At 72.4% G+C, this 15824-nt stretch carries 13 protein-coding genes; 4 read left to right on the forward strand and 9 right to left on the reverse strand.

Going from position 1 to position 15824, the window contains the following annotated elements; genetic code table 11:
* Positions 1–4: 4 nt before the first annotated feature.
* From AB0368_RS31005 to AB0368_RS31030, 6 genes are all read right to left on the reverse strand, one after another.
* Complete coding sequence (locus tag AB0368_RS31005; protein WP_366157556.1) at positions 5–670, reverse strand: VWA domain-containing protein; 666 nt, start codon at positions 668–670, stop codon at positions 5–7.
* 21 nt (positions 671–691) lie between these two features.
* Positions 692–2026: a hypothetical protein gene (locus AB0368_RS31010; RefSeq protein ID WP_366157557.1), complete on the reverse strand. Its 1335-nt coding sequence runs from the start codon at positions 2024–2026 to the stop codon at positions 692–694.
* Positions 2023–3324 (reverse strand): protein phosphatase 2C domain-containing protein, encoded by a 1302-nt coding sequence (locus AB0368_RS31015; protein WP_366157558.1) that lies wholly within the window; start codon positions 3322–3324, stop codon positions 2023–2025. The genes AB0368_RS31010 and AB0368_RS31015 overlap by 4 nt, the downstream gene beginning before the upstream one ends.
* A gap of 1 nt (position 3325) precedes the next feature.
* A complete protein-coding gene (locus AB0368_RS31020) occupies positions 3326–4471 on the reverse strand; it encodes a hypothetical protein (protein ID WP_366157559.1) in 1146 nt (381 codons plus the stop codon).
* Between the two features lie 82 nt (positions 4472–4553).
* Positions 4554–6713: a hypothetical protein gene (locus AB0368_RS31025; RefSeq protein ID WP_366157560.1), complete on the reverse strand. Its 2160-nt coding sequence runs from the start codon at positions 6711–6713 to the stop codon at positions 4554–4556.
* Positions 6710–7315: a TIR domain-containing protein gene (locus AB0368_RS31030; protein WP_366157561.1), complete on the reverse strand. Its 606-nt coding sequence runs from the start codon at positions 7313–7315 to the stop codon at positions 6710–6712. Before AB0368_RS31030 ends, AB0368_RS31025 begins: the two co-directional genes overlap by 4 nt.
* A 265-nt stretch (positions 7316–7580) precedes the next feature.
* On the opposite strand from AB0368_RS31030, the gene AB0368_RS31035 reads away from it, so the two are divergent.
* Positions 7581–8303 carry a spermidine synthase gene (locus AB0368_RS31035; protein WP_366157562.1) on the forward strand — a complete coding sequence of 241 codons (723 nt, stop codon included), beginning with the start codon at positions 7581–7583 and terminating at the stop codon, positions 8301–8303.
* Positions 8304–8332: 29 nt separating this feature from the next.
* On the opposite strand, the gene AB0368_RS31040 is transcribed toward AB0368_RS31035, so the two are convergent.
* A complete protein-coding gene (locus AB0368_RS31040; protein WP_366157563.1) occupies positions 8333–10579 on the reverse strand; it encodes an MMPL family transporter in 2247 nt (748 codons plus the stop codon).
* A gap of 411 nt (positions 10580–10990) precedes the next feature.
* Here AB0368_RS31040 and AB0368_RS31045 point away from each other — a divergent pair, with 411 nt between their 5' ends.
* From AB0368_RS31045 to AB0368_RS31055, 3 genes are read left to right on the forward strand one after another with little or no spacing between them, the layout of a single operon-like run.
* Positions 10991–12637 (forward strand): phosphatidylglycerol lysyltransferase domain-containing protein, encoded by a 1647-nt coding sequence (locus AB0368_RS31045; RefSeq protein WP_366157655.1) that lies wholly within the window; start codon positions 10991–10993, stop codon positions 12635–12637.
* Positions 12634–13299, forward strand: coding sequence for a hypothetical protein (locus tag AB0368_RS31050; RefSeq protein ID WP_366157564.1), 666 nt, complete (start codon positions 12634–12636; stop codon positions 13297–13299). Before AB0368_RS31045 ends, AB0368_RS31050 begins: the two co-directional genes overlap by 4 nt.
* Positions 13296–14330 carry an alpha/beta fold hydrolase gene (locus AB0368_RS31055; protein ID WP_366157565.1) on the forward strand — a complete coding sequence of 345 codons (1035 nt, stop codon included), beginning with the start codon at positions 13296–13298 and terminating at the stop codon, positions 14328–14330. The genes AB0368_RS31050 and AB0368_RS31055 overlap by 4 nt, the downstream gene beginning before the upstream one ends.
* A gap of 105 nt (positions 14331–14435) precedes the next feature.
* Here the strand turns inward: AB0368_RS31055 and AB0368_RS31060 are convergent, their stop codons facing one another.
* On the reverse strand, positions 14436–15209 hold the full coding sequence (locus AB0368_RS31060) for a type II CAAX endopeptidase family protein (RefSeq protein ID WP_366157566.1): 774 nt from the start codon (positions 15207–15209) through the stop codon (positions 14436–14438).
* 2 nt (positions 15210–15211) lie between these two features.
* Positions 15212–15823: a DNA mismatch repair protein MutL gene (locus AB0368_RS31065; protein WP_366157567.1), complete on the reverse strand. Its 612-nt coding sequence runs from the start codon at positions 15821–15823 to the stop codon at positions 15212–15214.
* Position 15824 lies beyond the last annotated feature (1 nt).

The following is a 15824-nucleotide window of genomic DNA, read 5'->3' on the forward strand; positions in this document are numbered from 1 at the left end:
CGGCTCAGTCGACGAACTCGATCGGTACGCGCTCGTAGCCGTCGGCCTGCTCCGGGATGCGGAACTCCTGGGCGCTCGCCGAGGTGACCAGCGTGTTGAGCAGGCTGGTCAGCATGCTCACGATGGCCTCCTTCTCGTTGTCGACGTCGGTGGCGATGAAGGCCGCCTTGGTGGCGATCTTGCCGAGCACCGCCGGGTTCGCGGTGCCGAACCCGTACGAGATGATGTGCGGCCTCCTGCGGAAGATCTTGTCCGTCAGCGAGCCGAAGTCGGCGGCCCAGTTCTTGTCCATGGGTGCGCCGTCGGTGAGGATGAAGACCGCCGGCCGCAGCACCGCCCTTCCGCTGGCGTGCAGCGCGGTGACGTCCGTGTCGATGCGTTGCTTGACCAGTTGGAACATCCGGCCGTAGTTGGTGGTGCCTTCGCAGGTGATCATCGGCAGGTTGGCCACCTGGTCGATGTCGGCCATCTCGAGCACCACGTGGGCGTCGGTGTTGAACGTGATGATCGAGATGTGGGCGAACTCCGACACGCGGGGGCTGTTGCCCAGGACGTCGAAGACGTGGTCCACGGTCTCGTTCAGCAGTTGCTCCTGCGGCTTCATGGAGCTCGAGGTGTCGATGACGACGTAGGCGGGCAGGCACTTCGATTTGACGACGGGGTCGATCACGGCCGGGTCCTTTCGGGACTGTCAGAAGATGGCGAAGGCGCAGAGCACGACGAGAACGATGAGGACCAGCACGGCGAGGACCGGGCCGGCGGCCCCACCGCCCGAGGGGGCGGGCCGGGTCGTCTGGGGCGGCGAATATCTCGGGGATACGGGCGGGACCGGCCTGTTGACGGGCACAGGTGCCCGTCCCGAGCCGGCGACCGGACGAGGGCCGACGACCGGATGAGAGCCGGTGGCCGGGTGAGAGCCGGTGGCCGGGTGAGACCCGACGACCGGATGAGAGCCGGTGGCCGGGCGGGGACCGGCGGCCGAGCGGGGGCCGGTGGCAGGGCGGGGTGCCGGGGCGGGAGTCCGTGGCCCGTTGTAGTCGCGGCGGGGCCGCCATGCGGGTGCCACCGAACCGGGTGAGGGATTCGGAGTCCGCGACCCGTTGTAGTCGCGGCGCGGCCGCCAGGTCACCACCCCGGTCGCGTCGGCGGCCCGGGCCGTGGGAACCGGCTGGCCGAAGCTGCGGGTCAGGTCGGCCAGGGTCGGCCGGTCGGTACGCTCCCCGGCGGTCAGCATGCGCAGCAACGTCTGCGGCACGGCGTCGGACATGGTTCCCAGCGCCGCGTACACCTCGTTCTTGCGGCGCATCCCGGTGAGCATGCGGCCGATGAGCAACGCCACCCGATACCGGTCGGTGTACGCGTCGACCGGGCTCTGATCCGGGGTCAGCGGGTCCTCGAACTCGGGCGTGAAGACATGCGGGCGGGTGCCGTACGAGCAGCCGTCGAGGTCGAAGACGTAGACGATGTGCAGGGTCGGGTGCCAGAAGGCGTTCGCGTAGGACCAGTCCGCGTACACGATCCCGCACCGCTCGAACAGGCACGCGACCCGGGCCAGGCTCATGCAGGTGGCCGCACGGTCCGCCGCCGACTGCTGCGGTATGCCGCGCTCGGCCAGCCACGAGTTCGGCTTGGCCAGGTAGTCCACCGGGATCGGGCCGTACCGGTTGGGATTGGTACGGGCCTTGGCCAGCCAGCTGACCGAGAAGGCGGAGGGCGCCTCCGGGGTCAGTACGCCGATCGTGGCTCCCCGTTCCACGATGCGGCTGGCGGGCCAGGAGGTGGCCTCGTCGATGAGCCTCCGGTCGCCGGGGTCGGTCAGGGTCTGCGGCTGCGCGACCAGCCGGTCCAGGGCGACGCTGTCGATCTTGCGGGCCGCCTCGGCGTTGAGCCGCTTGAAGAGGTGGCCCGGAAAGGCCGGCACCCGCCAGATGCCGTCGCTCTCGCCCGCCTTGTCGAAGTCCGGTGTGGACGGCAACGGGCCGAGCCGGCTCACGTCCAGGACGGCGGGAATGGTCCGGGGGTTCATCGCCGCGCGGCTCCGCCCGTCGCCGGTTGGTTTCCCGCCCAGACGACCACGGCGGTCCGGTCGTCCTGGAGCCCTTTGGCCTCGAAGTCCACGTCGAGCACGAACGACGCGAGCGGCGGCGGCCGGCGCCAGCGCTCGGCGAACCACTCGGCCGCCCCGCTCACCTCGGCGAACGCGTCGGCCACCCCGTCGGACAGGACGGCGACCGTGTCGTCGCCGGCGTAGTCGAACGTGGCTCCCCGCGCCGCCTCCGGGCGATGGGGCAGGAATGCGTCCAGGACGCTGCCGTCGTACGTGTCCTTGGCGCCGCCGGTGAGGCACTGCCAGCCGTCGTCGTCGAGCCGCCACAGGTGGGTGTCGGCGATCTGCGCGACCCACGCCGTCGCCACCTCCTTGGGAGCGTGGTACGCCGGCAGCACCGCGACGGCCAGCGTGGTCCGGACGTCGGCCGGGTCCAGTCGCCGGTCCCGCGCCGCCTGCACCAGCGCGTCCGACACCTCGCCGAAGAGCTCCCGGGCGCGCAGGTCGGCCACGTCCTTGCCGCCGTCGAGGTGTCGCCGTACCAATGCCACCGCGGTCGCGACCGCCACCGAGGCGCCGAGCTCGGAGCGGGCGCTGTCGGACATGCCGTCGGCCACCGCCACCACCAGATGCCGGCCGGTCCGGTCGCGCGCCACCCGGTACGCGTCCTGCCGCGGCTTCACCGGCTCCTCGCACCGGTGACCCGCGCCGATCACCGACGCCGCCCGGACCTCGAGATTGCGCAGGCGGGCCTGATCCGCGGCTACGCCGGACGGGGACGCACTCTCCATGGGGAGCAGCCAGGGCATCTGCGAGGCCCGCGACCCAGGCACGAAGCGGGGCGCCACAGCCTGCTCCGGCACCAGCGCCTTCTCTACCGTGCTCACCGCCGGGCGCGACGTAGGAGGTGCCGGGGCAGGTTCAGGGGCAGCGGCGGGTGTTGGTGCAGGGGCAGCGGCGGGTGCGGCCGCCGGCGGGCCGTCGGGTCCCGGCGGGGGTGGGTCGAGCAGGCGACCGCTCTGCGGGCCGGCACCGGACGGCCGGGCACTCTGGTGAGGAGCGTGCACGGGCGGCTCCTGTCGTGGGTGCGGGGTGTGGACGGGGTGCACACCGCTCGCGACGGTGGCGTGGCGGTGGAGCCGGAGCCGGAGCCGGTGCCGGGTGCGCGGCCTGCGGGGGCCGGACGACCGGCGCTCGGCCAGCACCATGGCGAGGATCGAGCCGACCAGCAGGCTCCCCATGACGACGATCACGACCAGCAGATAGAGGGATCGCACGTCAACCGGCGCCTGTTCCGGGCTGCGAGCCCTTCCGCGGCCGCCAGCCACCGACGCCGTTGGGATCCGGCGCGGGAGCCGGAGGACCGGCCGGTTGCGCGGCCGGCTGGGCGGCCGGCTGGGCGGCCGGCTGGGCGGCGGGCTGGGTGGCCGGACTGCCGCCCCGCCCCCGCACCGGCGGCGCGGGCCGGGTGGCCGGCACCGGAGGAGACGCCGGGGCCGGCGCTGCAGGAGACGCCTGGGCCGGCGCCGGAGAAGGAGCCGGGGGCAGCTGCGCGGGTGCGCCCTGTGCCGGAACGGAGGCGCCGCCGACCATGCTGAGCGTGTTCAGCAGCACCTGCCGCCGGATCTCCTCCACGTCCGCGGCCTGGACCAGCCCGGCGTCCAGCATCTTGGTGAAGAGCTCGTCGGAGCTGGCGAACCGGGCCTGCTGGTGCTGCTCGAGCTCCTGCTGCCGGTTGTGCATCATCTGGAGCACCTGCAGGCCCTCGTCCGGGTGGTGGCGCAGATGCAGGGCGATCAGCCCGAGCTCACCCTGTACGCCGTTGAGCACCGCGTCCATGCGCCGGCGTTCCAGGTCGTGCTCGTTGTCCAGCGCCTCGACGTTCAGGTTGTGGCTGCGCCGGCCCAGGTCCCGCTCCCGTTCGATGGCCACCTGCTGCTGCAGGTAGCGCCGGGCGCCGTCGTCGAGCGTCACGAACGCCGAGATGTGGTCGATCGTCAGCCCGAATTCCCGGATCGCGATCGGCCCCGAGCGGTGCAGGTCGTTGATCTCCTGCTCGACCTGCTCGCAGTCGGTGATCTCGTACCGGCGGCTGACTCCGCGCATCAGGCTCAGAACCCGGCGCGTGACGACTGCGCCGCCGTCGCGTACTCCCTCGCGGACAACGACGTCGGGGGCGCTGACCTGCCAGCCGACGGTCACGGTGGCCACGAACGAGAACCGGTCGTCGCGGGTCGGCAGGTCGGAGCCGCCGCTCGACATGTGCGTCTCGTGGCGGGACATGTCGACCTCGTACATCGTGCGGTAGGTGCCGCTGAGCGCCTCCCCGAAGGAGAGCCGGCGGCCCAGGTCGACCACGGTGCCGTCGGCCCGCGAGTACACGGCTGCGACCCCGGCCCGCAGGACCGGTCCGGTGAACTTCATCCGGTTCACCGGCTGTTCGTTGACTATCAGGGACGAGGGCGGGTGGTGGCCCGCATGCGGATACATCGGTACGGCTCCCGGTTCAGAAGGCGGCCAGGACGGCCTGCGCGGTGCGGGGTGCCCGGACGGCGCCCGGGCCGGTCATCCAGCCGCGGGCCATCCACCGGACGATCTTCTCGGTGCGGTCGTTGCCCACGGCCGCGGCCGCGAGCATCAGGGCCAGCGCTTGGCGTGCCCGCGGGTCCGGCTCGGTCAGTTCCGCCCAGGCACCCGCGATGTCCTGGGCGTACTCGTGGAAGAGAGCACCGTTGAGGGTGACGTCCCAGGCCGACGCCACGCTGTGGTGCAGGGCGCGGTCGGCCGTGGCGAGCTGGAGCAGCAGCGGCCAGCCGCCCTGTCCGGACTCGGGGACGGCGACCAGGTCGGCGGCCAGGGTGAGGAACGCGATTTCGCCCGTGGCGCTCCGGCCCTGGTGGCGGCTGCGCATCCAGCGCACCGTCATGTCTGTGGCCGGCAGGGCGTGGGCGTGGTCGGCGTCGATGAGCTCGGCGAGGCTGTATCCGATGGCGAACGCGACGTCCGGGTCGTCGTTCTCGGAGAGCCGGTCGAGCTCCTTGAAGGCGTGTTCGGGCAGCGTCGTGCCCAGGGCGGAGCCGTAGACGCGGGCGGCGGTGGCGTGCAGCTGCCAGGACGGTCCGGCGATCCATTCGTCCACCAGGGCCAGCGCCTGCTGCCGGAGCCGGGTGGACCGGCCGGCGGCCTGCAGGGCGTACGCGGCCATCTCCCGCTTGTTCTCCTTGTGGTCGGCGGCCCAGGGGCGCAGCACCACCTTGCTGATGTGGTCGAACGCGGTGGTGGAGATCAGCCCGACGGCCGCGGCCGCGCGTACCCGGACCGCGTCGACAGGGTGGTTCGCCAGGTCGCTCAGCCAGCTCAGCAGCGCGCCGCGGAGCTCGTCGTACTCGCGCCACACGAGTTCGAGCACCGCCCGCGGGTACGCCGGGTCCCGGTAGTGGATGACCTCGGCCGGCACCTTGCCCAGCCGGGTCATGACCTCGGTCTGCACGATCTGCGCGCGGATCTCCCGGATGCGATGGGTACGCCCGGTCGCGAACGGATCGGTGGCCGAGGTGGGCGCCGGGGTGCCGGGCGCGGATTCCAACCGGCGTTGCAGCGACTCGGCCGGTTCCACCACCGTCTGGTAGGGCAGGCCGTCCAGCAGCGCCGCTGCGATGGCCAGGTACTTCAGCGACGGCGTGGCGAGCCCGCTGAACCACGTCTCCACCTCGGCGGTGACCGACGTCCTCATCCGCGCCCGCAGGAGTTCCAGGTCCAGCCGGCCGCGGGCGAGCAGATCCTCGACGTGGATCGCGAACTCGGCGGCGCGTTCCCGGGCGGAGTCCGCCGTCACGACGTCGTCGAACACCGCGATGAGGCCCGGCCGCCTCAGCAGGTCGTCGGCGCGGGCCGCGCCGAGCCGGTACCGCAGGTGACTCTCCAGGATGGCCCGGTGCGCCGGCGGCCTCTCGAGCTGCACGACGAACCGCTGGACGCCCGAGTCGGGCAGTGTCACCCCGGCCGACATCGTGACGACCAGCTTGGCGCCGAGCGACCCGAGCCGCGCGTCGAGGTCGTGCAGGGTCAGGGCGCTCAGCTCCCGGATCCGCCGGTCGTCGAGGTTCTCGATCAGATAGCCGCCGCTGCCGCGGACCGCCTTCCCGATCTCGTCCGGCGACACGTCCGGGGTGAGTCCGTAGATCTCGCTCTGGTGGTGGTCGAGCAGCAGGCGCAGGGCGGTCGTGCCGCGCCCGGAACCGCGGGCCGCCTGGAGGATGATCACGTTGCGGCCGCGGCAGCGGCCGAGCAGTCCGGCGTACGCGGCGTCGGCCACGAACGCCTCCCGGACCAGGCGTACGTGGTTGGCGTCGAGGCGGTAGACCACGGTGGCCCGGGCGCCGGGCCCGGCGAAGTTGTACACGATCTTGTCGCGCGCCACGCTGTCGGCCATCGTGGCGCTGCCGAAGTACGCGCCGCCCGAGGCGAACACGACGTCGGCCTCGCGCCGGAGGTTGTTGACTTCGGCGGCCTTGCGCGGCTGCGCGGCGTTGGCGGCGACCTCGGTGCCGGCCTCCCTGATCCGGCGCGGGCCGTCAGCCGGGGCCGCGGGCTGCTGGGGCACGGCGGCCGCCGGGGCCGCGGCCTGCACCGGCGGCGTCGCGCCGGCCCCGGGGTCGGGACTCACGACCTGCCGCCGTGCACGTGCTTGTCGTGCGCCACGACGTCCCCGTTGATCGTCGCGCCCGCGGCCCAGACCCCGCCCTGGTGGAATTCCACGTGGCTCGGCGCCGGAGCCGGTCCGTCGTCGGGTGCCGGTGCGGGCAGCGGCGGCACGCTCGAGGACACCGCCTCGACCAGGTGCGACAGGTCCATGCCGGAGTGGCGCTGGCGCAGCCGCACGAACTGCCGCGTGACCAGCCCGTGCAGCGGGGCCGGCAACTCGTCCGCTGCCGGTAGCGACGCGTCGTTGAGCAGCACCGGGATGATCCGCAGCCCGGACTGCAGGGCGGCCTCGATCTCCTGCCGTACGTAGTCGTCGGCCCGGTCGATGCGCCGCGACCCGCTCCGGTCCGTCAGGGCCAGCCAGCGCCGTCCGATGAGGACGAGCAGTACCCGGCTGGACAGCAGCCGGCGCCACAGTTCCGGCGGGAAGTCGGTGCCCGCCTCCAGCGATCGGGTGTCCTTGAAGACGTTGTGGTCCCCGAAGACGGCGCGCAGGTGATCGTCCACGAGCGCCGCGGCGAAATCGTCATCGTCGGACCGGTAGTTCACGAAGATTCCGGACAAGGGTGGCGGCCTCCGATTCCCGCTTTGACCTGCGGGAAGGCAGGCACATGGCGACTCGCGCAACGGTTCCACCCGTACGGGGGGTGAGCAATCCGTTGCCCGATGCCAGTTGTGCTGGCAACAGGACACAGCCGCCACGCGCGGGTCGCGACGTCGCGATTCTCGTTTGATCGGCGCTCCCGGCGCCCGGACGGGCATCTCGGCTCGACCACTGCGCCGACCGCTAACGGGGTCGCTGCCGCCCTGACCTGGCAGCATGGGCGGAATGAGCATGCGATTCGCGGAACTGGCCTTCCAGCAGACCCCGATGGGCGACCTCAGCCTGCGCCGCCGCCGGGACCCGATGCTCAAGATCGACGTGTACGAGGTCAAGCTCGGCGACGAGTTCCTCATGTCCAGCCTGTTCACCGTCGCCGAGATCGCACTGGCCCGGCTGGGCCTGACCGAGCTGGACGCCGTCGGCGATCTCGACGTGGTCGTCGGCGGGCTCGGGCTGGGATACACGGCGGATGCCGTGCTGGCCGACCCCCGCGTACGGTCCCTGCTCGTCGTGGACGCGCTGGAGGAGGTCATCTCGTGGCACCGGCAGCGGCTGCTGCCGTTCGCCGAGGCGTTGGTGACCGATCCGCGGTGCCGGTTGCGGCACGCCGACTTCTTCGCCCTCAGCGCGGACCCGGCGGGCTACGGGCCCGTGCACGCGGTGCTGGCCGACATCGACCACAGCCCCCGCCACCTGTTGCATCCCGGGCATGCGGACTTCTACACGGCGGACGGCCTGCGCCGGCTGGCGGCCCGGTTGCACCCCGGCGGCGTGTTCGGGCTCTGGTCCAACGACCCGCCCGACGACGAGTTCACCGCCCTGTTGAGCGAGGTCTTCGCGACCGCCCGCGCCGAGGTGGTCGCCTTCGACAACCCACTGCAGGGACGGCTCTCGACGAACACGGTCTACCTCGCCCGGACGCGGACGGAACCGGCCGGGAGCAACTGACTCCCGGCCGGTGCGCGTACCGATGAAGGTCAGTTGGCCCCCACCAGCTCGCCGGTCGGCTCTTCCTCGGCCGCCGGCGAGACGGGGCCCCGACCGCCGGTGGCGTGCTTACCGCGACCCCGCAGCAGCTTCGGCGCCCACCAGTTCGCCGGGCCGAGCAGCGTCATCAGCGCGGGCAGGACCACCGCCCGGATCAGGGTCGCGTCGAGCAGGATCGCCGCCGCGAGACCCACGCCGAGCTGCTTCATGTCGATCGTGGACAGCGTCGCGAAGATCGAGAACACGGCGACCATCACGATCGCGGCGCTGGTCACGACGCCCGCTGAGCCGGTGATGCCCTCGGCGACGGCCTCGCGGTTGGGCACGCCGCGCAGGACCGCCTCGCGGATCCGGCTGACCACGAAGACGTGGTAGTCCATCGAGAGGCCGAACAGCACCACGAACAGGAACAGCGGCAGCCAGGTGACGATCGCGCCCATCGAGGTGAAGCCCAGCGGACCCTCCGCCCAGGTGTTCTGGAAGACCAGGACCAGCAGGCCGTACGCGGCCCCGGCCGACAGCAGGTTGAGCAGGATCGAGGTCAGGGCGACCACCACCGACCGGAACGTCCACGCCATCACCAGGAACGTCAGCAGCAGCACGAACCCGACGACGATGGGCAGCTTGTGCCACACGTGTGAGGCGTAGTCCTCGCTCTCCGCCACGCCGCCGCCCACCGCGTACGAGGCGCCGCTGACTCCGCGGAGTGCGGCCGGCACGAGATCCTCGCGCAGCCGGTGCAGGGACTGCACCGCCTCGTCGCTGCGGGAGGCGAACGGGGTGGCCACCGACAGCACCGTCACTGTCTTGTCCGGCGAGACCTCGATGTCCGGGCCGGTCTGCTCCTGGGGCGCGAACAGCCGGTCGCCCTGGGTGCGCCGGGCCAGCCGGGTCAGGGCGGCCTTCACCGCTTCGGCCTGGTCGGCCGGCGCCTGCACCGCAACGCTGTGCTGGGTGCCGTTGCTCGGGTACGCCGCCGTCAGCCGGTCGTACGCCTGCATGGCCGGTGTCGTCCGCGGCAGGTCCTCGGTGCCCGGGAACTTGAGCTGCATGCCCAGCGCGGGTCCCGCCAGGGCGAGCAGGAGTCCGACGCTGACCAGCAGGGTCGGCAGCGGGCGGCGCAGGGCGGGCCGGAGCACAGCCGACCAGAAGCGGCTGGGCTGGACCTGGCCGTCGGGGGTCGTACGGCGTGCGGCGAGGCGCCACAGCAGCGGCACGCGCGGCCGGTCGACCCAGCGGCCGAGCTTGGCCAGCAGGGCGGGGAGCACGGTCAGCGAGCCGATCACCGCGACGGCGACGACGAGGATCGAGCCCACGGCCAGCGAGGAGAAGATGGCGTCGTTGGCGAGGAACAGGCCGGCCATGGCGATGACGACCGCCGTACCGGAGACCACGACCGCGTGCCCGGAGGTCTCCGCGGCGATCTCCACCGCGTCGACGTGACCGCGGCCCTTCGCGCGCTCCTCCCGTTCACGGCGGACGTAGAAGAGTGAGTAGTCGATGCCCACCGCCATGCCGATGAGCAGGATGACGCTGGAGGTCGAGTCGTTGGCCGGGATCAGGTGCGACGCCAGCGTGGAGAGGCCGATCGCGGCGGCCACCGACGACAGGGCCAGCAGCACCGGGATGCCGGCGGCGATCAGCGCGCCGAACGCGATGATCAGGATCGCCAGGGTCACCGGCAGGCTCAGCCACTCGGCGCGCTTGAAGTCCTTGCCGAGGGTGTCGTTCAGGGCCTTGTTGATGGACGGCCCGCCGACCTCCTCGACCCGCAGGCCCGGATACTGCTGCTGCACCTTCTCGGTGGCCGCGCGCAGCGGTTCCACCCGGTCGGAGGCGGTCTCCGGATCGCCGCTCATCGTGATCGGCACGAGCAGCGCGGAACCGTCGGTTGCCGGGATCGCGTCACCGACCTTCGCCACCCCCTGCGCGGTCCGCAGCTGGGCCGCCGCGGCCTTGGCCGCATCGCCGGCGGCGCGCTTGTCGAGCGCCCCTGAGCGGGCGGTGATGAGGACGTTCTCGACGGCCGGCTCGTCGGCGAACTTGCCCTCCTCGATCATGACGCCGGCGCGGCCGGACTCGCCCACCGACATGTCCTTCGCCGTGGCCTCCTGGAGCCCGGCGGCGTTGCCACCGACGAAGCACAGCGCGACGAACACCATCCACAGCGCCACCGCGCGCCATGGGTGTTCGGCGCTCCACCGCGCTACCCGTACCGTGACCGGTCGCCTCTGCATCGTTGGTCCCCCTGCTCGATGTCTGTGTCGAACCTGAACCTAGGCAGGGCGGAGGCTGGGAACATCCGGGTCCGACCCGCGCTCACCCCGGATCTCCGGCGCGGCACCTCCGGGGTCGCCGGCCCCCTCCAGAAGCGGCGAAACGGCGCTATGGGGCACCTCGCCGCGTGGCGACCCTGAGTTGCCTCAGGGTTTATCCCGGCATCGGTCGAAAGTCGTAGGGCCTTGCGCCAGGTCCCTACCGTCGGCCGACGCCAGGACGCGGCGGTGCAGCCACTATGGGTTCGCTGCGATACGGGGAGGTTGTCGATGTCGGTGAACACGCGGGATGCCGCGGTGACGACGGAGCGTGGTGTGCCGCGGAGTTCCGCCCATCCGGTCTCGTGGCGGCCGCCGCCGTCACGGGCCGTGGTGGCACGGTGCGTCCAGGTGGTAGGCCTGTTCGACGCGGTGACCGCCATCCTGCCGTCCTGGCATCAGCGGATGGCGGCGCTCGCCCACCTCATGCCGACCGCGGGCATGGTGACCGCCCGGGCCGCGCTCGCCGTCGTGGGCCTGCTCCTGGTGTACCTGGGCGCCGGCCTGCGGCGCGGCAAACGGCGGGCCTGGCAACTGACCACTGTGCTCTGTGCGTTCAGCGTCGTCCTGCACCTGGCGAAGGCGACTCCGGCCTCCGCCCTGGTCGCGGCCGTGCTGCTGGTCGTCCTCGTGGTCGAGCGGGACCGCTTCTACGCCCGCGGCGACCTGCGGAACCGGTGGCGGGCCCTCGGGGCGTGCGCCGGCTTCCTCGGCGCCGGGTTCGTGCTCGGTTTCGCCGAGATCGCCCTGCGGGCGGGCCAGGTCACGGGTGGCGCCGGTCCGGCACGGTGGGCGGAGCACGTCGCCCTGGGAATGGTCGGGGTCAGCGGCCCGGTGCACTTCGACCACGCGATCGCTGCGACCACTGTGGACCTGACCACGGGCGCCTTCGGGCTCCTAGGTCTGGCCGCCGGTGCCGTGGTGCTGCTGCGCCCGGGGACCCGGGGAGCCGGCTGGGAGCCGGACGACGAGCAGCAGATGCGTACGCTGCTCACCCGGCACGGCGACGGCGACTCCCTCGGCTACTTCGCGCTGCGGCCGGACAAGTCGTTCATCTGGGCCCCGTCGCGCCGCGCGGCGGTGGCGTACCGGGTGGTCAACGGGGTCAGCCTCGCGTCCGGCGATCCGGTGGGCATCCCCTCCGCGTGGCCCGAGGCGATCACGGCGTGGCTGGCCGACTGCGACGCGCACGGCTGGACACCGGCGGTTCTCGCCTGCGGTACGGCCGGCGGCACGGCGTACCAGCGCTTCGGCCTCGACGCCATCGAGCTCGGCGACGAGGCGATCCTCGACGTCCAGGGCTTCACGTTGCAGGGCCGGAACATGCGTACGGTCCGCCAGGCCGTGGCACGGGTGCGCCGCGCCGGCTACACGTGCGAGGTCGTCCGGCGCAGCGATCTCGACGACGCCGCGCTCGCCGAGGCCCGCCACTGCGCGGTGGCGTTCCGGCAGGACAGTGTCGAACGCGGCTTCTCCATGGCGTTGTCGCGGTTCGGGAGCTCCGCCGACGGCGACTGTGTGCTGGTCCTGTGCCGCGACGGCGAGGGCCGGATGCGAGGACTGCTGCAGTTCGTCCCCTGGGGCGACACCGGGCTGTCGCTCGACCTCATGCGCGGCGACCGCAGCGCCGAGAACGGCGTCACCGAGCTCATGATCGTCAGTGCCGTGGAGGCCGCGGCCGGCCTGGGCGTCGCCAAGATCTCGCTGAACTTCGCGGTCCTGCGCTCGGTGCTCGCGCGCGCCGAGCAGCTCGGCGCCGGGCCGGTCGTCCGGATCTGGGCGCGGCTGCTGCGGGCCATGTCCGGGCTGTGGCAGATCGACTCGCTGTACAAGGCCAACGCCAAGTACCAGCCGAGTTGGCAGCCGCGCTTCCTGTGCTTCCCGTCGGGCCGGGACCTGCCGCGGATCGCGGTCGCCGCGCTCAGCGCCGAGGCCTTCCTGCCGTCGCGCCGCCGGCGGCTCGCGGAGCCCGCCCCGTGAGGCTGACCGGCATTCCGCTGATCCTGCTGGCCGGCGGCCTGGCGGCGGGCGCCCTGACCGTCACCGTGCGCACATGGTCCCGCGGCGGACTCCGGCGACGGGTCGTCATGCGTACCGTCGGACTGGTATTCGCCGAACTTCTGGTGGTCACCACGGCCGGCTTGATCGTGAACCGCTACCAGGCGTTCTACCCCTCCTGGCGGGACCTGACCGGCGGCGGGACGGAGGCGGTCGTCGTCGTCGCACCCTCGGACCGCCCCAGGGGCGAGCGGCCGCCCGGCGAGGGGATCGTCGTGCCGGTCGGGTACGCCGAACGTCCCCACGTCACGTTCCCGGTGATCGTCGTTCTCTGCCGACCGGCCGATGTGGAGGCCGTGCGAGCGGCGGCGCGGGTGGTCCCGGACGTGGTGACCGTCGCGTTCACCCCGAGGGAGGCCACCGAGGTGACCCGCCTGATCGGCCGGCTTCCGCGGCTGGCCCGCGTCACGGGCCACGCCCGGGCACTGGTGGCCGACCGGCCGCACCGCGAGCTCGCCCGCCGGCTCGGCGAGGCCGATCTCGACGTCACCACGGTGGTCACGGCGACCGGTGGATGGGATGCCGCCCTCGCCGAGGCCGCCGACCGACTTCCGGCGCCGCTGGTGGCGCCGCTGCGGCCATGACCATCGACTCCCCGGCCACGGTCGCACTGGGAGCCGTGGCAGTCCTGCTCGCCACGCTTGCGCTGGCATACCTCTGGGACGGGCGCCGGCTGCTCGGCCGTACGGTTGTCGCCGCGCTGGTGGTGGTTCTGCTGGCCGCGACGTCCGCCGTGCAACTGAACCGGCTGACCGTGGCGTACCCGTCGTGGTCCGACCTGATCGACGAGCCGGCGCGCGGGGCGTCGCTGTCGGCGGGGATCCCGCTCCGGCCCGGCGGCGGGCGGCTGCTGACCGTCACCGTTCCCGGCCGGGCGAGCGGCCTGACCCTCACGATGGGCGCCTACCTGCCAGCCGCGTACGACACCGCCGCAGGTGCGGGCCTCCGGTTCCCGGTCATCGAGGTGTTCCACGGGTTTCCGGGTTCGCCGAGCACCTGGATCCGCCGGCTCGACGTCCTGCGCCACCTGGACCGGGAGATGGCCGCCGGGCGGATGGCGCCGACGGTGGTGCTGTTCCCGTACCAGACGCCACGGCGGATGCTGGACACCGAGTGCACCGACCTCGTCGGCGGCCCCCGGACCGAGACGTTCCTGACCGAAGACGTCGCCGCGTACGCCGTCGCCCGCCTGCGGGTCCGTCCGGACCGCGCCGCCTGGGGCCTGATCGGCTACTCGGCCGGTGGCTTCTGCGCGATGAACCTCGCGTTGCGGCACCCGGAGCGCTACGCGGCCGCGGCGTCGCTGTCCGGCGACAGCCGCCCGGCGATCACGATCGGCGACGGCAGCGAGCACACCACCAACAACATCTCCTGGCGGCTCCGGCACCTGCCGCCGCCCCGGGTGGCGCTGTACGTGGGCTGGGCCGCCGACGACACCGAGTCCCGTGACGGCTCCCGTGACGTCGTACGCCTGGCCCGGCCACCGCTCAGCGTCACCGCCGTCGAGCTGCCGCGTGGCGGGCACAGCCCCACGCTCTGGCGGCGGATGGCGTCCCCGGCCTTCGACTGGCTGTCCGGGCACCTCGCCCGCAGCCTCCCGGACCGCGCCGCCTGACGCTACGGCGCCGACAGCGACGACGTATGCGGCGCTTCTCAGCAACGACTGTCCCGGCAACCGGCTCGTTTTCTCCAGCCGGCGATCAGCGCCTGAACGGCGCGCTCAGAGCCAGGTCAGCCAGTCCTTCGGCAGGAGCGTGTAGCCCACGAACGCGGCGATGTCGAGCAGGCTGTGCGCCACGATGAGCGGCATCACCCGGCCCTTGCGCAGGAAGAACAGCGAGAAGACCACGCCCATCACCGCGTTGCCGACGAAGGCGCCGAAGCCCTGGTACAGGTGGTAGGAACCGCGCAGGACGGCGCTCGTGGCGACGATCCAGCCCAGCCTCCATCCGAACGTGCGCAGGCGGGTCACCAGGTAGCCGACCACGATGACCTCTTCGAGGACCGCGTTCTGCACGGCCGCGCAGATCAGCACCGGCACCGCCCACCAGACCGGTTGCAGCGCCGCGGGGATGATCCGCGCGTTGAGGCCGAGCTGGGCCGCCACGAAGACCAGCAGCAGGCCCGGGATGCCGATGCACGCGGCGAGCGCCGTACCCCAGCCGACGTCCGGGCCCGGGCGGCGCGCATCCAACCCCAGCGTGCGGACCGGAGAGAGCCGGTCGCGGTGCAGCAGATACAGGGCCAGCAACACGGGTACGAGCGCGAAGAAGATCCCGAGCAACTGGTACGTGAGATCGAGGTACGGCCGCGGCGACTGCGACGGGTTCAGCGTGGCGGTCTGCTGGGACAGGGGCTTGCCGGCGGTCAGCTTCGCGACGAGGGACACGGCCGCGTACACCGCGGACTGCCCGAGGGACAGCAGCAGCACGACGGCGACCTCGAGGCCGAGTTCACGGCGGGTCGCCGGGGGCCGGTCGACGGTCACGGTCACGCTCAGGAGCCGATCTCGTCGATCTCTGCGAACGGTTTTCCGGCCTGCCACACCACGTGAATGATGAAGCTGTGGTTGACCTCGTTGAAGTAGACCGCGAGGTTGTCCGGTGAGTTCTGCACCGTCGCCACCGAGTAGCCGTCGCTCGGGGTGGCCGTCACCAGCTTGATCACGCCGTCCGCAGCCCGGATCACGGTCTGGCCGCCCTCGACCCGGAACGACCGGAGATAGCTGCGGTTGCCGTCGCCGTCCGTGCTGACGGTCCAGCCGTCCTCGGTCGTCGTGGTCGTCGTAGGGGTCTGGGTGGGCGGCGGCGTGGCCGGTGTCCGCGGCGGTGTGGCGCTCTTGCTGTGCGACGGGCTGCGAGCGGGATCCGGTGACTTGCTCGCCGCGGGGGACGCCGGATCGATGGGCAGCGGTGACGACGAGGGAATGGGCGGCGTGGTCGGCGGGCCCTGCTCCGAGTCACGCAGTTGTTCGACCGAGACCAGGGCACTTTCGTCCGACGTCGCGGTGCGTAGCACGGGCAGCATCGCCACCGATGCCAGCGCCACGCTGGTCAGCGTGGCCGCGCACCAGCCCAGCACCGGGAACCAGCTTCGCGGAGATCGCACA

Origin of the sequence: Actinoplanes sp. NPDC051475 (assembly GCF_040689425.1) — a bacterium.
Classification (GTDB): Bacteria; Actinomycetota; Actinomycetes; order Mycobacteriales; family Micromonosporaceae; genus Actinoplanes.